We start from the raw sequence: 23,003 nt of genomic DNA on the forward strand, positions 1-23,003 counted from the left end.
TTATTATCGACAGCAACCAGATTATCATGAAAATCCTTATTATTATAGCCCTGTCCCACCACAGCCCCCACCAGAGTACTATTACAGTATGAACATGCCGGCACATGGGCCAGGGTCGTTTCAAAAAACGCCTTTTGAACATTTTGCAAAACCACACCAACCAATCAATTGGTATCAAAATCAACACCAATTTGATGCAGGCCCAAATAATATGGGCACAGCGAATAGCCTTATAGCTTATTTTCAAGACGAAAACGGGCAAGTAGATTTTGATAAAATGTTTTCAACAGTTGGGCAACTGGCAAATACAGTCCAGCAAGTATCCCCACTTATCAAGCAATTTGGATCTTTGATCAAGAGTTTTAAATAAATAGCCGTTGATATGAAGAAGCTGAACAAATAAGTAAACATCAGCTTCTTTATTTATTCCAAAAATCGTACTGTTGGGGAGAAATTTAAAATGTGTGTTATTTTAAATTATAGCTTATGTTAAAAAAGGGAATAAGATAGGATACATACATATTTTTAGAAGGAGAATCCTTATGGTTGGGTGTTTAATTATACATGGTTTTACAGGAGGCCCTTATGAACTAGGCCCATTAACAGAGTATTTAAAAGAGCATACGAACTGGGATATAAAAGTCCCCGTATTACCAGGACACGGACGAATACTTGCGTTGAAAAACGTGTCCTATAAAAAGTGGATTAAAAAAGCTGAAGACGTGATGAAACAGCTAAAAAAGAAATATGATGAGATTTATGTAATCGGTTTTTCAATGGGGGGAATGATTGCTGCTTATCTGGCTGCTAAATACAATATAGACAAACTTGTTTTATTAGCCACATCCGGAAAATATTTATCTTTAGGACAAATCAGTCGTGACATTGGACTGGTAATTGCAGATGGTTGTAGAGGTAGACTTGGGGAAAACAAATTATATATTCATTACAAAAAGAAAATAGGGATGGTTCCATTTAGGGCAAATATCGAGTTTTTAAAATTAGTTCGATACACGAAGCCTTACTTGAAAAAGGTTGAGGCTCCGGTACTAATCGCTCAAGGCCAACAGGATGGGATGGTTCCAGCAAGAACCGCCTATTACTTGGATAAAGAAATTAATTCCGTACATAAAGAAGTTATTTTTTTCGACCGATCCAAGCATCTTATTTGCTTAGGAGATGATAAAGATACCTTGAACACAATGATTTTTAACTTCCTTGAAAAACCAAAAAGTAATATATAACAGGGGCTTGCTACTATATGAGCGGCCCCTTTTTGATTAGATATAATGATTTATCTTTTTCGTGCTATCGTAACTTTGGATTTACGAGAAGTGCTCACGACAAATAAAAATAATCCGAATATCACAATTGTGCCGCCTAACCACTGTGACCATGTTACTTGCTCGCCTAAAATAAAGTATGCAAGGATGGTAGCGCCGATAGGCTCAAAAACAATCCCCATTGATATTGTGGAAGTACTTAACCACCTTAAGGCCCAATTAAATAAAGAATGGCCTAAGAAAGTGGGCAATACTGCCAGGGCAAGAAAAATCCACCAATGGTTAGCAGGATACCCGAAAAAAGGATTTTGCAAGATGAAGTTATAGAGAATCAGTGTAATAGAGCTTATACCATATACGACAAACGTGTAGGGCATCAGCGATAATCTCCTTCTAACTTTTTGCCCTAATAAAAAGTAAGCAGTGACAGTTATAGCACCAAGCAACGCTAAAATATCGCCAAAAAATGCAGCGCCGCTTATTTGAAAGTCACCCCAGCTAATTATGATGCTGCCGAGCAAAGCAATGATCATACTAATAATAGCACCTGGGGAGAAGCGTTCTTTAAAAAAAATGTAGGTACCTAAAAAGGCGAAAATCGGCTGTAGCGTTACAAGCACGACGGAACTTGCCACAGAAGTATAATTTAAGGATTCAAACCAAAGAATAAAGTGGAAGGCTAAAAATATGCCAGCAAGGGCAGAAAAAAACCAATCTTTTTTGGAAATGAGCCGAAACTCATGTCTGTTATTTTTTATTATAAACGGCGCCATAATTATTACTGCAAACAATAAACGGTAGTTAGCAATAATTGCTGCCGGAGCACCATCAGCTAACTTTACGAGAACAGCTGATGTGGATACGGCTATAACGCCAATTACAACCGCTATATAAGGATTAAACGGAGGTAACCGCATAATACCCCTCCCTAGGAGTCATATCATTTTTGCCAATACAAACCATTTTATCATGGTATGACAAAAAAATCATTTTTGCAGTAGTAGAAATTACCATCGTATTTGTGTTATGATAAGATAGCTTTAATTCATGAGTTTTCCAGTCGAGGCCTCATCCATCATCGATCATGGAAGAAGCCTTTTTTATACTTTAAATAATAGAAAGTATAGGTCATAATTTTTCAAGAAAAAATGTGAAACATTATTCCGTTAAATATAGATATTGCTTGAGTTCTAGTATTAAGTATGCCTGTAAAATTATACGGCTCTTATAATTATTTCAACTCTAAAGTATAAATTGAAGGTTTCGAAAAGCCATAAAACTGGTCAGAAAAAGTGATAAATTTCAAGAAAAAAGGAGTAGACAAACAAGGTGACAACATTTAAAGAGCTTGGTATATCAAATCCCATTATGAAAGCATTAGAGAAAATGGGATTTGAGGAAGCGACGCCAATTCAAAAAGAAACGATTCCGCTTGCAATGCAAGGGAATGATGTGATCGGACAAGCGCAAACTGGAACAGGGAAAACTGCAGCGTTTGGGATCCCAATGATAGAAAAAATTGATCCGAAGCAAAGAAGGATTCAGGGGTTAGTAGTTGCTCCAACACGGGAACTTGCCATTCAAGTTTCAGAAGAGGTTCACCGGTTAGGTAAATTTAAAGGAATCCGCACATTACCCGTATACGGTGGACAGCATATGGAAAGACAAATTCGTTCCCTAAAAGAGGGACCTCAAATTGTAGTAGCAACACCAGGAAGATTACTTGACCATATGCGCAGAAAAACAATACGGACAGAACATGTTCAAATAGCTGTCTTAGATGAAGCTGATGAAATGCTTAACATGGGCTTCATTGATGATATCCGCAATATTTTAAAAGGTATTCCTGAGGATAGGCAAACACTGTTATTCTCCGCAACAATGCCAAAGGAAATTCGTGATATTGCATCAAAATTGATGAAAGATCCAAAGGAAATTAAAGTAAAAGCAAAGGAAATGACAGTTGAGAATATTGATCAATACTTTATGGAAGTTCCAGAAAAGTATAAATTTGATACATTAACAAACCACTTGGATGTTAATGCGCCTGAGTTAGCTATTGTTTTCAGTAGAACGAAAAAACGTGTAGATGAAATAACCGAAGGATTACAGGCTAGAGGGTTTAAAGCAGAAGGTATTCATGGTGACTTAACACAAGGAAAACGGATGTCAGTACTAAATAAATTCAAGCACGGCCGTGTAGAAGTATTAGTTGCGACGGATGTTGCAGCTCGGTGTCTGGATATTTCCGGTGTTACGCATGTTTATAATTTTGATATTCCACAGGATCCAGAAAGTTATGTACATCGAATTGGACGCACAGGCAGAGCTGGTCGTACAGGAGAAGCCATCTCCTTTATAACTCCAAGAGAAATGGCACACTTGAAGTTAATTGAAAAAGTAACCAAAAGTAAAATGAAACGTATTATGCCTCCTACCAATCAGGATGCACAACGTGGACAACAGCGAATTGCTGTAGATAAACTTCTAAAAACAATCGAACAGAAGGATTTAAAGCAATATCATGAGACAGCCAACGAATTATTACAGAACCATGATTCAATTACGGTAATTGCTGCAGCGCTCAAAATGTTGACAAAGGAGCGTAAGAATACACCAGTCCGTATTTCTTCGGTAGCACCAATCAGTGTGAAAAAGGCTCAAAGAAGTAAAGATAATAAACGACGTCCGAATAATAAAAAAAGGTATCATGGAAAAAGAAATCAAGGCGGACGAAATCAAGGTGGCGGTCGTAACCGCAAGGGAAATTTCCAAAAACGAAGAAAACATGATTAACTAGTAGTAGAAAAGAGGCTAACTATTGACTTTATATAGTTAGCCTCTTAATTTTTTCTTTTTACAGGCAACATGGAAGATGAGTAGGTCATTATCATACATTGGAAAATTAATTGTACATCGTATAAAATCAGGACTGTGAAGATTTTTCCAGTATTAATCACAACGAATGATTGAGAAGACGCATTATATCCTAAAGATGGAGGAAGAATTATGAGAAAGCCCCCGATAAATAGAATTGCTACCAGTGCAATAAAGGCTTGGAGAATCACTGCTATAATATATGTAAGCATCCTTTGGCTTTTAGCGATCGCAGTTACGGTGTTATTTATTATTCTTGACGTACCAATTTGGTTCGTTTTTATCATAATTGCTATTTGCCTGCTAAGTACTTATGTATTTGTTTTCATATTCCCAAAGCTCCGGTGGAGTCGATGGCGTTATGAATTGTTTGAACAAGAGATCTATATTCAACATGGCATTTTAATTATGTCCAGAACACTGGTGCCGATGATACGCGTACAACACGTGGATACAAAACAAGGTCCTATTCTTAAAAAATTTCAATTGGCTAGTGTAACAATTTCAACAGCAGCTACAACACATGAAATACCTGCATTACGGATGGAGGACGCTTCTAATCTTCGAGATCAAATATCGGCGCTGGCAAGGGTGGATGAAGATGATGTCTAGCCAACGATTACACCCAATCACAATTGTCTTTACTGCAATAAAAACTATAAAGGACGCAATTATTCCAATAATTGCAATGTTTTTTGCATCATTTCAAAGAATTGCATCAACGTATATTTATCTCGGTGTAGCTATTTTTCTTATTCTATTAATTACATTTAGCATTTTATCGTGGTACCGCTTTTCTTATCGAGTCGAGAATGAAGAACTCAGGATCGAATATGGTATATTCATTCGTAACAAAAGATACATTTCTAAAAACCGGATACAATCGATTGATTTGACAGCTGGTGTCGTGCACCGTCTGTTCCGTTTAGTACAAGTTCAAATTGAAACGGCTGGAGGTGGAACTGATGCAGAGGCCTCCTTAAAAGCAGTTAAACGGGTTGATGGTGAACGGTTAAGAGAAGCACTTAAAATAACAGAAATACAGGTCCCCGTTCAAGCAGGGGAATCTATTAATCCTTCTAGACACGTAATGTTAAAAAACTTATTTATTGCCGGTTCAACGTCAGGAAGTGTCGGGGTAATTCTAGCCCTGTTTGCTTTTTCTTTTGCAAAAATAGAACAGTTTATACCAGATCGCATTTTTGAAAGTACAATTGAATGGCTCATTGGCTTAAGTATTCTCTTTCTTTTTGGATTAAGTCTTGTTATCTTACTTTTCTTATGGTTGCTTGGTATTGCGGGAACAATAATTAAATACGGGAATTTTACGATAAAGAAAAATAACGATGAACTCTTTATCACACGAGGGCTGCTTGAGAAAAAACAAATAACAATTCCGTTAAAAAGGATTCAGGCAGTAGGTATAGAAGAAAATTTGATTAGGCAACCACTTGGCTATGTTTCCATATTCGCAGAAATAGCGGGTGGCTCAATGGAAAAAGGAGAGGACTTTTCGACAATCTTATTTCCAATTATGAAAGCAAGTGAAGTGGATGAGTTTTTGCAGCAATTTCTTCCTGCTTATCGAGCGGAGTCTAATAAAGTTGCTCCACTGCCAAAACGTGCCGCGAAATTTTATTTGCTGCGTGTTTCCTCTTTATTTATTTTTGGTGTAATTGGAATGGCTTATTTCCTACCATCCTTTGTTTGGGTGGCCGTCGTCCTACTAGCTTTAAGTCTTTTATTAGGTTTTCTGCGTTATAGAGATGGCGGTTATCGATTAGAAGGAAAATGTTTAACTATACGATATCGTGGGATTAGTAGAAGAACAGTAAGTATGTATCAGAAACGGATACAGTCATTGGAGAAGAAGCAGCATAAGATTCAAAAGATACAAAAATTAGCTACCATGAAACTATCCATCATAGGTACGGGGGGATCAGGAAGACATTATGCATTAGAACATATGGATAACGAACAGGCGAATCGATTAGCTGGTTGGTATTCATTTCGTAATGAGAAGCCGAAAGACAAAAAATAAGGAGGATGAGGTGGCAGGCTCACCCTCCTTCCCTAGAGTCTTAAATAAATATAGTGCTGTGGTCGTTGTGGGGACCAAAAACATAAAAGTTCGGACAGCACCGGTCATCAGAATTAGGTATATTCAACTCGGATTACTTTTGAACACCGTTATTTTATGGATTTAATCTGCTCCAAAGTCCAAGTATTACAAGGATGATTAAAACCCCCCATAAAATACGAGATTTTATTCGCTTTGGTATGCGTTTTTTCTTCCAGCGATCCGGATTAAACTGGATGGAATCGTCATTTTGAACACGCCGGTTTTGCCAAATAGAAAAGGGTTGCGCATTGTTTAGTAAAAGGGAAGCAAGACCAAAACCGCCAATAAATCCAAAAAGATGTGCATAAACATTGATACCAGGACGTAAAACGGTCATGATCCCACCAATAACTGAAATGATGATGACGATTTGTGCACTTCCTGGATCGATGAGATGTTTACGGAGTACAACCATAAAAATATACATTCCAAGCAGTCCATAGACTGCTCCGGAAGCTCCAACATGTACATAGAATGCTGTAGGGGCAATCAGATAGGTAGCAAGATTTCCTATTAGACCCGCCCCCACATAAGCAATAATGAACTTTATTTTACCAATCATTTGTTCCAGAGCTGGCCCAAATAAGACCAATGCGAATGAATTAAATAATGCATGCATGAGACCGCCATGGAGAAACACTGATGTGAGTAAACGCCAGTATTCACCGTTATGGATCGAGATATTATGGCCAGCACCCCACTGAAATAATTGATTACCTAATGGTAGTTGTAAAAAATCAATCATAACCCACAGGGAAAGATTAATGATTACTAATCCAGAAACTATCGGATAGTAGTGGACAAATTCTTTTATACTTCTCTCTGTACGAATAAACATCCTTTTCCTCCCTCTAATTATTTTAGACAGAAATGAATGCGGGTAATATGATTATAATAGTTGACATTTATTAGTATGAACATTATTAGGTTACTAAAAACTAACCCAAAAAGAAAGGTAGACGCCCAATGATCAAAGGTATTGGACTCGATATAATTGAAATGCAGCGTATTAAAAAAAGTATGGCTAGACAGGAGCGATTTGTCAATCGGATTTTAACTGAAAATGAAAAAAAGATTTTTAATAAGCTCCTAAATAAGCGCAGGAAGATAGAGTTTCTAGCAGGAAGATTTGCTGCAAAAGAAGCATTTGCAAAGGCAGCTGGATGTGGTATTGGTAAATTAAGTTTTCAACATATTGAAGTGTTACATAGAAAAAATAATGCTCCGTTGCTAAGAGTAAAAGGATATGAAGCAGATCATATTTTTATCTCCATTACGCACAGCAAAGATTATGCTGCTGCTCAGGTAATCATCGAAGAACATAATTAATAAAGCTGCTAGTGGTTTAGGAATGTTAAATATTTTTCACAGCAGGAACTTAAGCGTTTGAATGAAGTTTACCTGCATAATTAACAAGGTTGTCTCATATTATTTTAGTGCGGGTAGGAGGGAACAATTTGTATATTGTCACCGCTAAAGAAATGTACGATATTGATCATTACACAATAGAAAAAGTTGGAATTGATGGGAAGTTATTAATGGAAAATGCGGGAAGGGAGATAGCCAGAAAAGTTGAAGCAAAAGTAAATGAAGCAACAGACAAAATGATCGTTTTTGCAGGTGCTGGTAACAACGGCGGAGATGGATTTGTAATTGCAAGGACATTGCTGAATCGACAGTATGACGTCTCTATTATGCAAGTTGTACCGAATGAAAAAATAACCGGAGATGCGTTCTTCCATAAGCAGTTATTTGTTAATTGCGGAGGATCGGTATCTTTAATAGCGGGAGAGAAAGAGATAGCTAATCTTGTAAGAAATGCAGATATTATTGTTGATGCAATGGTAGGGATAGGGGTTAAAGGAATATTAAGAGAGCCTATTGCTACAATTGCTTCTATTATAAATAAGGAAGCAAAGGCCATAATATCTGTCGACATCCCGTCAGGGCTTCCAGCTGATGAGGGAATAAGCGATTTCAAATCTGTCCAAGCTGATTACACCATTGTTATTGGTGCACCAAAAATAAGCTTATTTTTACAGCATACTGCGCCCTTTTATGGAAAATGGGACCTTATTTCTATCGGTTTCCCATTATTCGCCTTTCAAAAATATGCACATAGATACGTGGTAAAAACAGAGCATTTTCAAAAAACATTGCCAAAACGAAGTCCATATTCCCATAAAGGAAGCTTTGGAAGAGGTTTAGTTGTAGGAGGTAGTCAGGAGATGCCTGGCTCACTCGTAATGGCCGTGAAGGCTGCTTTGAAGTCAGGGGCAGGCCTAGTCACGGCCGGTACAATAAGTGTCATTGAGACGATTGCTTCGGAATGTATTGAAGCAACTTATCTGCCATTATCAGAAATGAATGGTTATTTGGATAATGATAGTCAGATTTTACTTGATAAATATGATGCAATAGCGATTGGTATTGGAATGGGACGAATGGATGAAACTGGCATACTAGTACGAAAAATTGCTAAGGAAGCAAATTGTCCCGTCGTAATTGATGCGGATGGCTTATACCATATTAAAGACTGTCTTACTATGCTCGAGAAAAGGACACCCCCTACGATCGTGACGCCACATCCAGGCGAAATGGCAATGCTTTTAAATATTCCAGTTCCAGAGCTTCTAAAAGCTCCGTTTACATACACCTTAGACTTTGCTAAGAAGTTCCGTGTGTATGTCGTGCTTAAAGGAACGTATACGATTATAACTGCACCAAATGGAAAACAAGCCGTAAGTTTAGCGGGTAATCCTGGATTAGCAAAGGGCGGAAGCGGAGATGTACTGACCGGTATTATATTAGCTATGACGATGCAAGATCAATCGATTTTTCAAGGAATCTGTAATGCTTGTTTTATTCATGGAACTGCTGCTGATATGCTAGTTGAAGAAATGCATTCCTATTACGATCTAATGGCATCTGATGTTATTGAAGGTATTTCAAAAGTGTATCGTACATTTTCTTAAAGCTTAAAAGGTGATAATGTTCCCACGGTCCCAGATTCAAGATATAAAAGCGTGAAGTTAAAATGAATCGAAATTATTTTAATGGAATTCGCTTTTAAATTGGAAATGAGACAAGGGAGATATGTCCATGAAGAAAAAAATAGGTATCTGGATAGCAGTTGTATTCGGTCTTATTCTACTATCGGCTTGTGGCGAAAAGTCCCAAGAAGATGTAGTGGAGAAATTAGATGAAAAGCTTGAAGAAATGGACGGATATAAAGCAAAAGCCGATATGAAAATGAAGACAGGCAAAGAGGATCAGGATTACAAGTTGGATATTTGGCATAAGAAAAAGGATTTTTACAAGGTAGCTCTAAATAGCCAGGCTGATGAGAAGGGCAGTCAGGTTATTTTAAAAAATGAAGATGGAGTTTTTGTTTTGACACCTGCTTTAGATAAAAGTTTTAAATTCCAAACAGATTGGCCGGAAAATAGCAGCCAGCCTTATCTATTTCAGTCGTTGGTAAAAGATGTAAAGGAAGATCCTGAAGCTGAGTTTGAAGCAAATGATACGCATTATATTTTCAAAACAAAGACAAATTACCAAAGCAATAACAACTTACCATTTCAAGAAATCCATTTTAATAAAAAAACGTATACTCCTGATTTAGTAAAAGTTCTGGATAAAGATAAGCAGGCTTTGGTCGAAGTGAAATTTTCTGAATTTGACACGAAACCTAGCTTTAAAAAAGATGACTTTGAGATGAAAAAAGATGAGTCAAGCAACAATACCGATGAGGCAGTTTCAAAAACAGAAGGAGAAACTGATCAACCACTATCTGTTGTTTTTCCAGAAAATATATCTGGCGCTGAACTAGAAGAAAAGAAAGAAGTAAATTTAGAAAATGGGGAACGTGTAATTCTATCTTATAGTGGAGAAAAGGATTTCACTTTAATTCAAGAAAAAATGGATACTGCCCCAACAATTGCATCCCCTCAAGAAGTTAAAGGAGATATTGTAAACTTGGGGCAGAGTATCGGAGCACTCTCTGAAAACACACTTGAATGGACCCATAATGGTGTAGATTATTATCTAGCTAGTGAGGATTTAACGAAAGAGGAACTAATTGAAGTGGCTCAATCCGTTCAAGGAAAAGAAGTGAAGTAAATTGACAACAAGTAGGCAGACTCATAAAGAGAAGGGGTCTGCTTTTTATTGCATTTCCTTATAAAATTAATTGACAGCTTCAGGGGAAAAGGAAATAATATAACAAGAGAATCTAAGAAATATTCAAAATCCCATCAATCATATAGAGCGTATGCAAGTGAGTGAAAGGAGTTATCTGATTGTGGTACAAAATTTTTTCAGAGAAACATGGGCAGAGATCGACTTGGATGCAATCGGATATAATATTGAACAAATGCAGCAAAGTTTACCGGATAAGAGCAATATTATTGCGGTGGTAAAAGCTAATGCATATGGACATGGGGCGGTTCAAATTGCAAAAAAGGCCCTACAATGCGGTGCGAAGGCATTAGCAGTAGCGTTGATGGAAGAAGCAACGGAATTGCGTGATGCTGGTATTGCTGCACCAATATTAGTATTTGGAAGAGTTTCACCTAAAGCCGCTCTTTTAGCAGCGGAAAATGATATTACCGTGACAACTTTTCAAAAAGAGTGGATTCAAGAAGTAAGTAATTATACATTTTCTAAAAAATTAAAGGTTAATATAGAAATAGACACGGGGATGGCTAGAGTAGGTCTTCGTAGAGAGGAAGAGTTAATACAGCTGCTAGAAACAATAAGAGAAAATCCTAACATTCAGCTTACAGGGGTATATACTCACTTTGCAACAGCTGATGAAGAAAACTTAAATTATTTTCATGAACAACAGGAACGTTTTGAACGCCTATTAAACATATTTAATCGTCTTTGGAAAAGACCTGTCTCCATTCATATAGGGAACAGCGCCGCTTCCATTCGTTTTCCAAATAAAATGTACCATTATATAAGATATGGTATCGCAATGTATGGCATGTATCCTTCTAAAACCGTAAAACAAGAGAAATCCATATCGTTAAAGCAAGCATTTTCCCTCAGGAGTCAGTTAATTCATGTGAAACAGATTGAGGCAGGGGAATCCATTAGCTACGGGGCGACCTATAAAGCAAAAAGGAACGAATGGATAGGTACGATACCAATTGGTTATGGAGATGGCTGGATTCGCAAATTACAAGGTGCAGAAGTGTTGGTTGGAGGAAAAAGGATGCCAATTGTTGGACGTGTTTGCATGGACCAAACAATGATTCTTTTAGATAAGAAATACCCTATAGGTACCCCAGTAACTTTAATCGGAGAGCAAAATGGCGCTTCCATCAAGATGGATGAGATCGCTGATTATTTAGGAACGATTAATTATGAGATACCTTGTATGATAAATCAGCGGGTCCCACGAGTTTATATAAATGAATAAAAAATTTATACTTATACTTGTGGTTAAGATGGTAAAGGTATTTACTGGTAAGTAATAAAGAATTAAATAATGAATATGTTAAAAATAGGGCAAAATGGAATATATATTTATAATTGGAAATAATATATACCACAGTATAAAAAGTTAAATGTGAACAAGAGTATGATTCTCAAAAAATTATTACAAGCCTTTGCAAAGCACCGTATTCAATGATATTATTGTTTATGAATTTCATAAATGGTCGTTCAACAGTTTGCGGAGGTGTATGGTTTGTCAGAAAGCTTACAAGAAGTTTTAGTAAGATTACCTAAAAACCTGTTAAATGAGGTGGATGGATTAATGAAGCATGAAAATAGCAATTTAAGTGACTTCATATGTCAGGCGACGAGGAACTATTTAGAATACAAAAAAGATGAGCACATTCGACAGTTTCATAAAACCATGCAAAAAGGTTATGAAGAAATGGCAGGTATAAATCTAACAATTGCTTCGGAAGCTTTTCAGGCTGAAGAGGAGGCTGAAACCACTTTAGAGCGCTCAGTGATCGGGGTGTAGCGATTTGATCGTTCAAAGAGGCGAAGTGTATTTCGCCGACTTATCCCCTGTAGTTGGGTCAGAACAGGGGGGCATACGCCCTGTATTGATCCTGCAAAATGATATTGGTAATAGGTTTAGCCCAACTGTGATCGTAGCAGCAATCACAGCCCAAATTCAAAAGGCTAAACTACCAACTCATGTCGAAATCAATGCAAAAAAATATGGTTTCGACCGTAATTCTGTTATATTGCTGGAGCAAATTAGAACATTAGATAAACAGCGATTAACAGATAAAATTACAAAAGTAGACAATGAAATGATGAAAAAAATAGATCGAGCAGTAGAAATAAGCCTCGGTCTTAAGGATATGTATGACCATTAGTAAGCCCCTTTGTTAAACAAATAACGCTGGGGTTTTTTTAGTGTTCAAAAATTTAACCTTCTTCTCTGGTTGAGTATGTTACAATAATTAAAAAAGAAAAAATAGTAAAGATTTGCATAATATAGGTCAATGTGCCAAAATACAACAAATTCAAACAATTATTTGGAGGAAGCAGATGGATAGTCAATTTAAAAAAATAGTTCTAGAAAATAGTGATACAATTGTTCGAATGTGGGTGGAGGAAGTTAACGCCTTAAAAGATGCAAATTATACATCTAGTATTTCCGAAGAGTTATTTGACAGCACGAATCGTGAATTCGTAAACGTGATTTTTACAAGGATTAAAAATGTAGAGCCTGCAGAAACGCTAGAAGACTTTGCTGAAAAACTAATTAATTTAGGTTGGCCGCTAAGTTATATTACCGACGGGCTTCAAGTATTCAGACGAGTAACGGTGGATTTCATTCTTAGTCAATCGGAAAAGGTAGATTCAAATCATATTTCTTTAGTTCTGCAAAGTGTAGATAAATGGGTCGAACCATTGATTCGTCAATTAGTAAACGAATATTCCGGCAACTGGGAGAATGTCGTTTCATTGCAGCGATTAGCTTTACAAGAATTATCTGCTCCGCTTATACCAGTAATGGAGAATATAACAATTATGCCGTTAATTGGCACGATCGATACGGAACGTGCAAAATTTATTATGGAAAACTTGCTTGAAGGTGTGATTCGTCATAATTCAGAGGTTGTTTTAATGGATATTACCGGAGTCCCTGTTGTAGATACCATGGTTGCCCATCATATTATTCAGGCGGCTGAAGCCGTTCGATTAATTGGAGCAAAATGCATCCTCGTTGGAATCCGTCCAGAAATTGCCCAAACAATTGTGAATCTAGGAATTGATCTTAGTCAATTCCCGACAAAAAGCTCATTGCGTAAAGGTTTTACAACCGCTTTAGAAATTACAAATCGAAAAATAGTCGACCTTGATACCAAAGTGGATAATCTCGAAAACATGATCAATTCATTACACAGGGAGTGAAAGTATGCGTATACCTATTCTCAAACTGTATAATTATCTATTAATTTCAATCCAAACCGAAATAGATGATCAAACAGCGATACAATTTCAAGAGGATTTGCTGGATAAAATTCATAAAAGTGGAACATCAGGAGTTGTTATTGATTTAACCTCTGTTGAAATCATTGACTCATTCATTGCTAAGGTTTTAGGTGATGTTGTTACAATGTCAGATTTAATGGGGGCGAAAGTAGTTTTAACTGGAATTCAACCTGCAGTTGCAATGACCTTGGTCGATCTGGGGATACATTTAACTGGTGTGGCAACAGCACTAGATTTAGAGCAAGGTTTAATTAAACTACATCAGGAATTGGGGGAATAGTTAATGGGAACCCAATCCTGTATAAACATTCAAAAAGAGTGGGATATTGTTGGTGCACGTCAACTTGGTCGGGATATTGCGAAGAAGATTGGATTCGGTACGGTAGACCAAGCCCGTATAGCAACAGCAGTCTCCGAATTAGCTCGTAATATATATTTATATGCCGATAGCGGCAAAGTTTGCTTTGAAGCGATTGAGACTATAGACAAAAAGGGCATAAGCATGATTGCTATTGATAGTGGGCCAGGAATAAGTGATATAAGTCTGGTTATGCAGGACGGCTATTCCACGTCAAGAGGACTGGGAGCAGGTCTTCCGGGTGTAAAACGTCTCATGGATGAATTTGATCTAATATCTGAAAAAGAACAGGGTACAGAAGTAAAAACAATTAAATGGTTACGGTAAAAATATACTAGCCGTAGATAAAAGGGGGTATATTCGTGGGTAATGTGATTGATTTAGATGCAAAGAATTATAAAAGCTTATTGAAAAATTATATTGAGACACAAGATGAAAAATTTTTGTATCGAGCAGAGCAAATAAGCAAATCATTTCTTAAGAATAATATTTTACCAGAGGAAATAGTTAATTTGCATATGCAAGCATTGGACGAATTATACCCAAGTTTATCAGGGGAATTTCAACGTTCCATGAACTTTTTATTGGAGACAATGATTTCTTATGGTTTGGCACACCAAGAGTTTCAAACATTAAGAGAGGAGCAATTAGCATTAAAATCCCAAATAGCTGTTGCAGCTAGTATGCAAGATACATTATTGGCAACCTCAAAACCCAATATTGAAGGATTGGATATTGGTGTAATAAGTGTGCCTGCAAATCAAATGAACGGAGATTATCATCATTTTATTGAAAGCAACGATGGTTCAATTGGCATTGCTTTAGCGGATGTAATTGGAAAAGGTGTACCCGCAGCATTGTGTATGTCGATGATTAAGTATTCCATGGACAGTTTTCCAGAAAACGCGATGCAGCCGAAGTCAATCCTGGAGAATTTAAATCGAGTAGTGGAACGGAATGTAGATCCAAGTATGTTTATTACGATGTTCTACGCACAATATCAGCCAAAAGATAACAAGCTCCACTATGCTTCAGCAGGGCATGAACCTGGATTTTATTACAATGCTAAACGAGACAAATTTGAAGAAATTGAAGCAAAAGGGTTAGTATTGGGTGTCTCATTAGATGCTAAATATCATCAATATAATTTACATATAAATAAAGACGACATGATCATTTTACTAACAGATGGAGTTACTGAGTGCAGACAAGGTGAACGTTTTATTGAAAGAGAAGAAGTCCTTAACGTTATTCGGGATCATGCTCATTTGTCAGCGCAGGAAATGGTTGATCGCGTATACAAATATTTTCAACGCCTGCAAAATTTTCAATTAAGAGATGATTTTACGTTAATAATCTTGCGAAAAGATGTTTAATTCGCCATTCAAACGGGTAAAAAATTTTAACGCACTCATGAATCAGAAATCCATTTATTTTGTTATAAATGATTGTTAGCTAGCCTCAAATAGTCAAAATGCATTGTTTAGGAGGATGTTCATGAATTTGGATATTAATGTTACGAATTTAAATGATAAATCAACTTGTGCTGTTGCTGGAGAAATTGATATATATACAGCTCCAAAGTTGAAGGAAGCAATTCTTCCATTAACAAAACAAAAAGGACAGTTAGTGGAAGTAGATTTAGAAAATGTCAGTTATATGGATAGTACCGGATTAGGAGTCTTTATTAGCGCATTAAAATCTACAAAAGAAAATGATAGTCAATTGAAACTAGTAAACTTACAAGATCGTGTACTACGTTTGTTTAACATAACAGGACTGAATGAGATTATGGACTTAAATTCAACTATTCATGGGGGGAAGTGAGCGATGGAGCCATTTGATTTTATCGAGATGAAGTTTCCTGCAAAAGCAGATTATGTAAGTGTTGCCCGATTAAGTACAGCTGGGATTGCTAATAGAATAGGATTTTCATATGAAGATATTGAGGATTTAAAGATAGCGATATCAGAGGCTATAACAAATACTGTCACACATGCTTATGATGGAGCAGAACAAGGGGAAGTCACTATTGGCTTTGGTATTTATGAGGATCGATTAGAAGTAATGGTTGCAGATCACGGCGGAAGCTTTAACTTGAAAGAAATTAAAGGTGGAATTGGACCATATAAAAACACAGAACCAATTGAAAACTTACGCGAAGGTGGGTTTGGTCTCTTTTTAATTAATGCGTTAATGGATAAAGTAGAGATTAATAGCAATCATGGCGTAATTGTATTAATGACTAAATATTTAGGTGAAACTGAGGTGGGGTTTAATGACCAAATCTCAACCACGCAATAAAGGACAAGACGAGGTTTACGATTGGATTAACTATTTACAGAAAGACCCAAGAGATGAAGAAATCCAAGAAAGGATAGTTCTGTTTTATAAGGAGCTTGTAGAATCACTCGCAAGGAAATATTCAAAAAACAGCAGCATTCAAGAAGATCTTGTACAAGTTGGGATGATCGGTTTATTAGCGGCAGTTAGGAGATTCGACTCTACATTTGGTAAATCTTTTGAGTCGTTTGCTATTCCAACTATTATTGGAGAAATTAAGCGATTTATTCGAGATAAAACGTGGAGTGTTCATGTTCCGCGCCGTATTAAAGAAATGGGGCCTAAAATTAAAAAAGCTGTGAATGAGCTTACGAATGAAAACCAGCAATCGCCTACAATATGCGAAATAGCAAACTACTTAAGAGTATCAGAAGAGGAAGTTCTAGAAACGATGGAAATGGGGAGAAGCTATAAGGCACTTTCTGTAGATCGGAAAATTGAAGCCGATTCTGATGGCAGTACAGTTGCTATTTTAGATCTTGTGGGAAATAAGGAAGATGGTTATGATAACATTGATGATAAAATGTTGCTAGAAAAGATTCTTCCTGTTTTATCTGATCGGGAACAACAAATATTAAAAGCTACGTATTTTGATAATATGAGTCAGAAGGAAACAGGAAAGCTGTTAGGCATTTCTCAAATGCATGTGTCTCGGTTACAACGCCGTGCTTTAAGGAAGCTTCGTGAAACTATCCAATCTGAGAGCGCGGAGGTTTTTGATTGAATATGACAGACAGAACGGTACAAGTTTCTATTTATCAAAAAGCAAAAAAGAATAATTACTATTGTGGAGATAGCTTTTTTTATGCAGAATCAGAAAATGAATTTATTTGTGCCCTAGCAGATGGTTTAGGTAGCGGAGAATTTGCGAAAGAATCATCAGAGATTGTTATTGATATTATTAGAAATAATATTCACACCACTGTGGAACAATTAATTATGAAGAGTAATAAAAAATTAATGGGCAAACGGGGAGTCGTTTTAGGCATTTTGAAAATTAATTTCAAAGAACAAAGCTATTCCTTTTCATCCATTGGCAATATAGGTATTATGACAGTCAGAAAGGGTCAGAAAAGAAAGCGTAATATCCCAAATTCTGGTTATTTGGCGGGATATCATAGACCATTTAAAGTAGTACAGGAAAAACTGGAAGCGAATATGAATTTTATTATGTTCTCAGATGGTGTATTGGATAAAGATTTAGCACGAAATTATTTTTTTTACTCAGATGTTCAGGAAATCACAAAAGCTTTTGCAGCAAATGATGGTGGGACAAGGGAGGACGATACAACATTAATAGCATTAAAGTATAATGGGCGCTAAAAGGGCTGTACACTGTGTCAGTCTTTTTTTTATTCTTTTATCAAATAGGAAAAAGGAAATTTTTTTGATAAAATAGCTTTACACGTAAGTGATGGTTCAAAACGATTTTGGACATGTACTAAAGGAGGAACAACTAAATTGGAAGCGAATATTAACCAATGGGTTGCCAAAGAATCCAAAGTAAATACGAATATTGTAGAAAAAGTGATAACACTAATTAATGAGGGAAATACAGTCCCATTCATTGCTCGTTATCGTAAAGAGATGACTGGGGGATTAGACGAAGTACAAATTAAACTTATTCAGGATAAATGGCAGTATGCTGTAAATCTTGCCGAACGCAAAGAAGAAGTTATTCGCTTGATTAGCGAACAAGGCAAATTGTCAGAAGAACTGGAACATGAAATTAAAGCTGCAACCCAATTACAACGCGTAGAGGATTTATATCGTCCATACAAACAAAAACGACGCACAAGAGCAACCATCGCAAAAGAAAAAGGGCTGGAACCATTAGCAGAGCAGATTTGGTTACAAGATATTTCCGATATCTCACTTGAAGCTGAGAAATACTTAAATGAAGATAATAAATTACATAAAATTGATGATGTTTTAGCAGGTGTAAATGATATTATTGCAGAATGGATTTCAGATGATCCAGGGTTTCGCGATTTTATAAGGGAAGAAACATTCAAAAGAGGAATGATTCATACAGAGGCAAAAGATAAAGAAAAAGACGAAAAAAGTGTTTATGAAATGTATTATGACTATAACGAAGCGGTTCGTTCCATGGTTTCTCATCGTATTTTAGCAATAAACCGCGGAGAAAAAGAGGAAGTTTTAAAAGTTGTTATTGAACCACCTCTAAATCGTATTATAGAATATTTACAGAATAAGATAATTGATAATCATGTAAATGGAAAATGCGTTGAAATCTTGCAAGGTGCAATCGAAGACGGATACAAGCGTCTTATTCAACCATCCATCGAACGTGAATTACGTAATCTTTTAACAGAAAAAGCAGAAACACATGCGATAGACATTTTTTCCAAGAACCTGAAAAATTTATTGCTTCAGCCGCCACTAAAAGGGAAAACAGTGTTGGGAGTGGACCCAGCTTTTCGTACTGGGTGCAAGCTAGCTATTGTAGATGAAACAGGGAAAATGCATGGAGTTAGTGTGATGTATCCAAATGCCCCTAAAAATGACAAGGTTGGAGCTGAAAAAGTGGTTATGGAGTTTATCAACACCTATCAAATTGAATTAATCGCTATCGGCAATGGGACAGCATCACGGGAAACAGAGCAATTTATATCTGAAGTGATAACTAAAAATCAATTAAGTATTCCTTATATCATTGTTAATGAATCAGGAGCCAGTGTTTATTCTGCATCTAAATTGGCACGTGAAGAGTTCCCTGACCTGCAAGTTGAAGAAAGAAGTGCAGCCTCTATTGCTCGCCGAGTACAAGATCCCCTTGCAGAACTGGTGAAAATTGATCCTAAATCAATCGGCGTTGGTCAATACCAACATGATGTAAGCCAGAAAGCATTAAATGAATCATTATCATTTGTTGTAGAAACTGCAGTGAATCAGGTTGGTGTCAATGTAAACACAGCTTCTTCATCACTTCTGGAACATGTTGCTGGCTTGAGTAAAACTGTTGCTAACAACATTGTAAATGAGCGAAATGACTCAGGTAAATTTGTTAACAGAAAGCAACTTAAAAAGATTCCGAGACTGGGTGCTAAAACGTATGAACAGGGAATAGGATTTTTACGTATTTTGGATGGAGAAAACCCATTAGACCGAACACCTATTCATCCTGAAAGTTATAAACATACAGAAAATCTTTTAAAAATGCTTGGCTGTGAATTGGGCGATATTGGGACAGACAAACTTCGCAAGCAACTGAATGAAATAGATAAACAAGAGATAGCTGAAAAATTGGAGATAGGTTTACCAACTTTAGTCGATATCATGCGTGCACTAAGTCGTCCGGAACGTGATCCCCGCGATGATCTCCCTGCTCCTTTATTAAAACAAAATGTAATAAATATGGAAGATTTAAAACCAGGTATGGAGTTGCAGGGTACCGTTAGAAATGTTGTAGACTTTGGCGTATTTATTGATATAGGAGTAAAACAAGATGGTTTGGTGCATATTTCTAAAATGGCAGACAAATTTGTAAAACACCCTATGGATATTGTTTCAGTAGGTGATGTTGTCACGGTATGGGTGGAGAATGTTGATGTAAATAAAGGAAGAATTTCCTTGTCTATGGTTGAACATAAGGACAGCAAAAAGAATGCCCAATAGAAAAAGACTGTCAACAAAAAGTATAAAAGAAACTGTACCTAAACACGAAATATTTAGGTACAGTTCAGCTTTTTGGGGCAGTCTTTTTTATTTAGAAGTCTCAGCTTCACTTGCAGCTTCTACTTCACTCATTGTAATGCCAAGTGCTTTTGCTACACCTTCCCCATATGCAGGGTCAGCTTTGTAGCAATGTTCAATGTGGCGAATTTTAATATGTTTCTCAACGCCTTCCATCTCACGAGCAGTATTTCCAAACAACCGTTCTTTTTCTTCATCATTCATAAGATTGAATAGACGGCCCGGCTGCTCGAAATAGTTGTCATCATCTTCTCTAAAGTTCCAGCGGTCGCCATCACCATGGATGGGAAGCGCCGGCTCTTTATGTTCGGCTTGTTCTTGCCATTCACCATAACTGTTTGGTCCATAGCCAATTCTGCTTCCATGGTTATTATCAACTCTCATAGCTCCATCACGATGATAACTGTGGAATGGACATTTTGGCTGGTTTACTGGAATTTGGTGATGATTCACACCAAGACGATAACGCTGAGCGTCTCCATAAGAAAACAATCTACCCTGCAGCATTTTATCCGGTGAGAAACTGATTCCAGGGACGACATTCGCAGGTGTAAAGGCAGCTTGCTCTACTTCTGCAAAATAGTTTTCAGGATTTCGGTTTAATTCCATTTCCCCAACTTCAATAAGTGGAAAATCCTTTTTATACCAAACCTTTGTAAGATCAAATGGGTTATATGGCATGTTATTCGCTTGCTCTTCTGTCATTACCTGAATGTACATTTTCCACTTAGGGAAATTACCTTTTCCTATGTTCTCATATAGATCATTCTGGTGACTCTCTCTATCTTTTCCGATCAGTTCCTCTGCTTCCTGGTCGGTTAGATTTTCAATCCCTTGCTGTGAGCGCATGTGGAACTTGATCCATACACGTTCGTTGTCATCATTAATCATACTAAATGTATGGCTTCCAAAACCGTGCATGGTTCGATATGATTTCGGAATTCCACGATCACTCATAACAACTGTTACTTGATGCAAAGCTTCAGGAAGTGATGTCCAAAAATCCCATTTATTATTTGCACTTCTCATATTTGTTCGAGGATCACGTTTTACTGCGTGGTTAAGATCTGGGAAAATAAGTGGGTCCCTATGGAAGAATACAGGAGTATTATTGCCGACAAGATCCCAATTTCCTTCCTCTGTATAAAAACGTAATGCGAAGCCACGTATATCTCGTTCTGCATCTGCTGCTCCGCGCTCCCCTGCTACAGTCGAAAATCGAGCAAACATGTCCGTTTTTTTTCCGACTTCTGAAAATATTTTCGCTTTTGTATATTTTGTTATGTCGTTTGTTACTGTAAATGTACCATAAGCACCTGACCCCTTAGCGTGCATTCTACGTTCAGGAATAACTTCTCTGTCAAAGTGAGCTAATTTTTCAAGGAACCAAACATCTTCCAGCAACATTGGCCCTCTAGCACCCGCGGTCTTTGAATTTTGATAGTCACTAACTGGAGCACCAGCCGCAGTAGTTAACCTGTTTGTATTTTTTTTATTTTCACTCATTGGCGAAAACTCCTCCCCTTCATTTGATTATCAAATTCTATATCTAATTATAATGCAAACATTATAAAAGTCAATATTTAATTATAATTATTTTAAATAAACCATTAAAGTATGTATGTAAACGAATAAGCGGTATTTTCTATTAACTACTAATTGAATATATGCTAGAATAATTAATAATATTAATGAGAAAAAACAGGAAAAACGATAAATGAATATACGAGGGAGAAGGATCTTTAAATGGACCTGCTAAATGATGAAAAATCTTTATGGTATTTTGTTAATGAGATATCAAAAAAGCACTTTCAAAAACCTTTTCAACATGATGTAAAGTTCAATAACCGGCTTAGGACAACTGGCGGTCGCTATATTCCTGCTCAAAAAAAGATCGAATTGAATCCGAAATATGTAATTGAATTGGATGTGAATGAGTTCATCGGCATTATTAAACATGAACTATGTCATTATCATTTACATATAGAAGGGAAGGGGTATAGGCATGGTGATAAAGAATTTAAAGACCTATTAAAGCGTACACGTTCACCGAGACACTGCCGTCCATTGCCATCTAATATAAATAATTATAACCATCGATATAGATGTGAACGTTGCAACGGTATATATAAGAGGATTCGGCGAGTAGATGTAAAAAAATATAGATGCGGGAAATGTAATGGGAAGTTAACAATTATGAAATATTGAATGAAGTTTTTTTAAAGACTAAAAGGTTATTTATAGAATTAAATTGAATGTAACTCAAACTAATATTAATCATTTAATGATATATTGTTTGCTTATAAGCAAAATAAACATTACAACATAATTATGTTAAAGTTAATCTTTAATAGAATTTACTGCTCAGTTATTAATAAAATTTATTTTTGGGTTTTTATTGACGAAATTTGCTATACGTGTTAAATTAAATAGGTCCTTGTGAGGCAAACGCCTCTAAAGAAAAATAAAATCAAAAAGATGTTGACAATGATATGGAATTGTTGTAATATATAAAACGTTGCAATTATATATGACGTTTTTCAGCAACATTAAACACAAGTGGATATTATTAAAGGTTTATTGATATCATTCCACAGTAGCTCAGCGGTAGAGCTATCGGCTGTTAACCGATCGGTCGTAGGTTCGAATCCTACCTGTGGAGCCAGTTGGAGAAGTACTCAAGTGGCTGAAGAGGCGCCCCTGCTAAGGGTGTAGGTCGTGAAAACGGCGCGAGGGTTCAAATCCCTCCTTCTCCGCCATTAACATCTGGCCCGTTGGTCAAGCGGTTAAGACACCGCCCTTTCACGGCGGTAACACGGGTTCGAATCCC

24 protein-coding genes and 2 tRNA genes are annotated in these 23,003 nt (G+C 36.7%); 23 read left to right on the plus strand and 3 right to left on the minus strand.

The window, feature by feature from the left end; translation table 11 throughout:
• Together GZ63_RS16370 and GZ63_RS0104330 are read left to right on the plus strand one after the other, a co-directional pair.
• The coding region (locus GZ63_RS16370) for a YppG family protein (RefSeq protein ID WP_038220941.1) at window positions 1-370 on the plus strand (370 nt) is incomplete at its 5' end.
• A gap of 172 nt (window positions 371-542) precedes the next feature.
• Window positions 543-1,244 (plus strand): alpha/beta hydrolase, encoded by a 702-nt coding sequence (locus GZ63_RS0104330; RefSeq protein WP_029267234.1) that lies wholly within the window; start codon window positions 543-545, stop codon window positions 1,242-1,244.
• 50 nt (window positions 1,245-1,294) lie between these two features.
• On the opposite strand, the gene GZ63_RS0104335 is transcribed toward GZ63_RS0104330, so the two are convergent.
• Complete coding sequence (locus tag GZ63_RS0104335) at window positions 1,295-2,200, minus strand: DMT family transporter (protein WP_029267235.1); 906 nt, start codon at window positions 2,198-2,200, stop codon at window positions 1,295-1,297.
• Between the two features lie 412 nt (window positions 2,201-2,612).
• Between GZ63_RS0104335 and GZ63_RS0104345 the strand changes: the two genes are divergently transcribed.
• From GZ63_RS0104345 to GZ63_RS0104355, 3 genes are all read left to right on the plus strand, one after another.
• The gene (locus GZ63_RS0104345) at window positions 2,613-4,079 is read left to right on the plus strand and encodes a DEAD/DEAH box helicase (protein WP_029267236.1); all 1,467 of its coding nucleotides are present in this window, start codon (window positions 2,613-2,615) and stop codon (window positions 4,077-4,079) included.
• A gap of 213 nt (window positions 4,080-4,292) precedes the next feature.
• On the plus strand, window positions 4,293-4,772 hold the full coding sequence (locus GZ63_RS0104350; RefSeq protein WP_029267237.1) for a PH domain-containing protein: 480 nt from the start codon (window positions 4,293-4,295) through the stop codon (window positions 4,770-4,772).
• Window positions 4,765-6,201, plus strand: coding sequence for a PH domain-containing protein (locus GZ63_RS0104355; RefSeq protein ID WP_226374302.1), 1,437 nt, complete (start codon window positions 4,765-4,767; stop codon window positions 6,199-6,201). Before GZ63_RS0104350 ends, GZ63_RS0104355 begins: the two co-directional genes overlap by 8 nt.
• Window positions 6,202-6,355: 154 nt before the next feature.
• Here the strand turns inward: GZ63_RS0104355 and GZ63_RS0104365 are convergent, their stop codons facing one another.
• Window positions 6,356-7,120, minus strand: coding sequence for a rhomboid family intramembrane serine protease (locus GZ63_RS0104365; RefSeq protein ID WP_029267239.1), 765 nt, complete (start codon window positions 7,118-7,120; stop codon window positions 6,356-6,358).
• Between the two features lie 128 nt (window positions 7,121-7,248).
• On the opposite strand from GZ63_RS0104365, the gene acpS reads away from it, so the two are divergent.
• The 15 genes from acpS to GZ63_RS0104440 all read left to right on the plus strand — a co-directional run bounded on the left by acpS (window position 7,249) and on the right by GZ63_RS0104440 (window position 20,095).
• Window positions 7,249-7,611: a holo-ACP synthase gene (acpS, locus tag GZ63_RS0104370; RefSeq protein WP_029267240.1), complete on the plus strand. Its 363-nt coding sequence runs from the start codon at window positions 7,249-7,251 to the stop codon at window positions 7,609-7,611.
• Between the two features lie 128 nt (window positions 7,612-7,739).
• A complete protein-coding gene (locus GZ63_RS0104375) occupies window positions 7,740-9,257 on the plus strand; it encodes a bifunctional ADP-dependent NAD(P)H-hydrate dehydratase/NAD(P)H-hydrate epimerase (protein ID WP_029267241.1) in 1,518 nt (505 codons plus the stop codon).
• A gap of 127 nt (window positions 9,258-9,384) precedes the next feature.
• The gene (locus GZ63_RS0104380; protein WP_029267243.1) at window positions 9,385-10,404 is read left to right on the plus strand and encodes a LolA family protein; all 1,020 of its coding nucleotides are present in this window, start codon (window positions 9,385-9,387) and stop codon (window positions 10,402-10,404) included.
• Window positions 10,405-10,585: 181 nt separating this feature from the next.
• Window positions 10,586-11,710, plus strand: coding sequence for an alanine racemase (gene alr, locus GZ63_RS0104385; protein WP_029267245.1), 1,125 nt, complete (start codon window positions 10,586-10,588; stop codon window positions 11,708-11,710).
• A 270-nt stretch (window positions 11,711-11,980) separates the two neighbouring features.
• Window positions 11,981-12,265, plus strand: coding sequence for a CopG family ribbon-helix-helix protein (locus tag GZ63_RS0104390; protein WP_029267247.1), 285 nt, complete (start codon window positions 11,981-11,983; stop codon window positions 12,263-12,265).
• A 4-nt stretch (window positions 12,266-12,269) separates the two neighbouring features.
• A complete protein-coding gene (locus tag GZ63_RS0104395; protein WP_029267249.1) occupies window positions 12,270-12,629 on the plus strand; it encodes a type II toxin-antitoxin system PemK/MazF family toxin in 360 nt (119 codons plus the stop codon).
• 175 nt (window positions 12,630-12,804) lie between these two features.
• Window positions 12,805-13,674 (plus strand): RsbT co-antagonist protein RsbRA, encoded by an 870-nt coding sequence (locus tag GZ63_RS0104400; protein ID WP_029267251.1) that lies wholly within the window; start codon window positions 12,805-12,807, stop codon window positions 13,672-13,674.
• Between the two features lie 4 nt (window positions 13,675-13,678).
• Window positions 13,679-14,035, plus strand: coding sequence for an STAS domain-containing protein (locus tag GZ63_RS0104405; protein ID WP_029267253.1), 357 nt, complete (start codon window positions 13,679-13,681; stop codon window positions 14,033-14,035).
• Window positions 14,036-14,038: 3 nt separating this feature from the next.
• Entirely contained in the window at window positions 14,039-14,440 is a 402-nt protein-coding gene (locus GZ63_RS0104410) for an anti-sigma regulatory factor (RefSeq protein ID WP_029267254.1), read from the plus strand.
• Window positions 14,441-14,475: 35 nt separating this feature from the next.
• A complete protein-coding gene (locus GZ63_RS0104415; protein ID WP_029267256.1) occupies window positions 14,476-15,489 on the plus strand; it encodes a PP2C family protein-serine/threonine phosphatase in 1,014 nt (337 codons plus the stop codon).
• A 121-nt stretch (window positions 15,490-15,610) separates the two neighbouring features.
• Window positions 15,611-15,940, plus strand: coding sequence for an STAS domain-containing protein (locus tag GZ63_RS0104420; RefSeq protein ID WP_029267258.1), 330 nt, complete (start codon window positions 15,611-15,613; stop codon window positions 15,938-15,940).
• 3 nt (window positions 15,941-15,943) lie between these two features.
• A complete protein-coding gene (gene rsbW / locus GZ63_RS0104425) occupies window positions 15,944-16,417 on the plus strand; it encodes an anti-sigma B factor RsbW (RefSeq protein ID WP_029267260.1) in 474 nt (157 codons plus the stop codon).
• The gene (sigB, locus tag GZ63_RS0104430) at window positions 16,392-17,180 is read left to right on the plus strand and encodes an RNA polymerase sigma factor SigB (protein ID WP_029267262.1); all 789 of its coding nucleotides are present in this window, start codon (window positions 16,392-16,394) and stop codon (window positions 17,178-17,180) included. Before rsbW ends, sigB begins: the two co-directional genes overlap by 26 nt.
• Before the next feature lie 2 nt (window positions 17,181-17,182).
• Window positions 17,183-17,779 (plus strand): protein phosphatase 2C domain-containing protein, encoded by a 597-nt coding sequence (locus tag GZ63_RS0104435; RefSeq protein ID WP_029267264.1) that lies wholly within the window; start codon window positions 17,183-17,185, stop codon window positions 17,777-17,779.
• 138 nt (window positions 17,780-17,917) lie between these two features.
• Window positions 17,918-20,095, plus strand: a complete 2,178-nt coding sequence (locus GZ63_RS0104440; RefSeq protein ID WP_051681386.1) for a Tex family protein — start codon at window positions 17,918-17,920, stop codon at window positions 20,093-20,095.
• Between the two features lie 87 nt (window positions 20,096-20,182).
• Here the strand turns inward: GZ63_RS0104440 and GZ63_RS0104445 are convergent, their stop codons facing one another.
• Window positions 20,183-21,679, minus strand: a complete 1,497-nt coding sequence (locus tag GZ63_RS0104445) for a catalase (RefSeq protein ID WP_029267268.1) — start codon at window positions 21,677-21,679, stop codon at window positions 20,183-20,185.
• 240 nt (window positions 21,680-21,919) lie between these two features.
• Between GZ63_RS0104445 and GZ63_RS0104450 the strand changes: the two genes are divergently transcribed.
• The 3 genes from GZ63_RS0104450 (at window position 21,920) to GZ63_RS0104460 (ending at window position 22,932) form a co-directional block, all read left to right on the plus strand.
• Window positions 21,920-22,381: a SprT family protein gene (locus GZ63_RS0104450; RefSeq protein WP_029267270.1), complete on the plus strand. Its 462-nt coding sequence runs from the start codon at window positions 21,920-21,922 to the stop codon at window positions 22,379-22,381.
• A 382-nt stretch (window positions 22,382-22,763) separates the two neighbouring features.
• A tRNA-Asn gene (locus GZ63_RS0104455) sits at window positions 22,764-22,838 on the plus strand.
• A gap of 3 nt (window positions 22,839-22,841) precedes the next feature.
• A tRNA-Ser gene (locus GZ63_RS0104460) sits at window positions 22,842-22,932 on the plus strand.
• The last annotated feature ends 71 nt before the right edge of the window (window positions 22,933-23,003 follow it).

This window comes from Virgibacillus alimentarius, assembly GCF_000709085.1.
GTDB lineage: Bacteria > Bacillota > Bacilli > Bacillales > Amphibacillaceae > Virgibacillus_B > Virgibacillus_B alimentarius.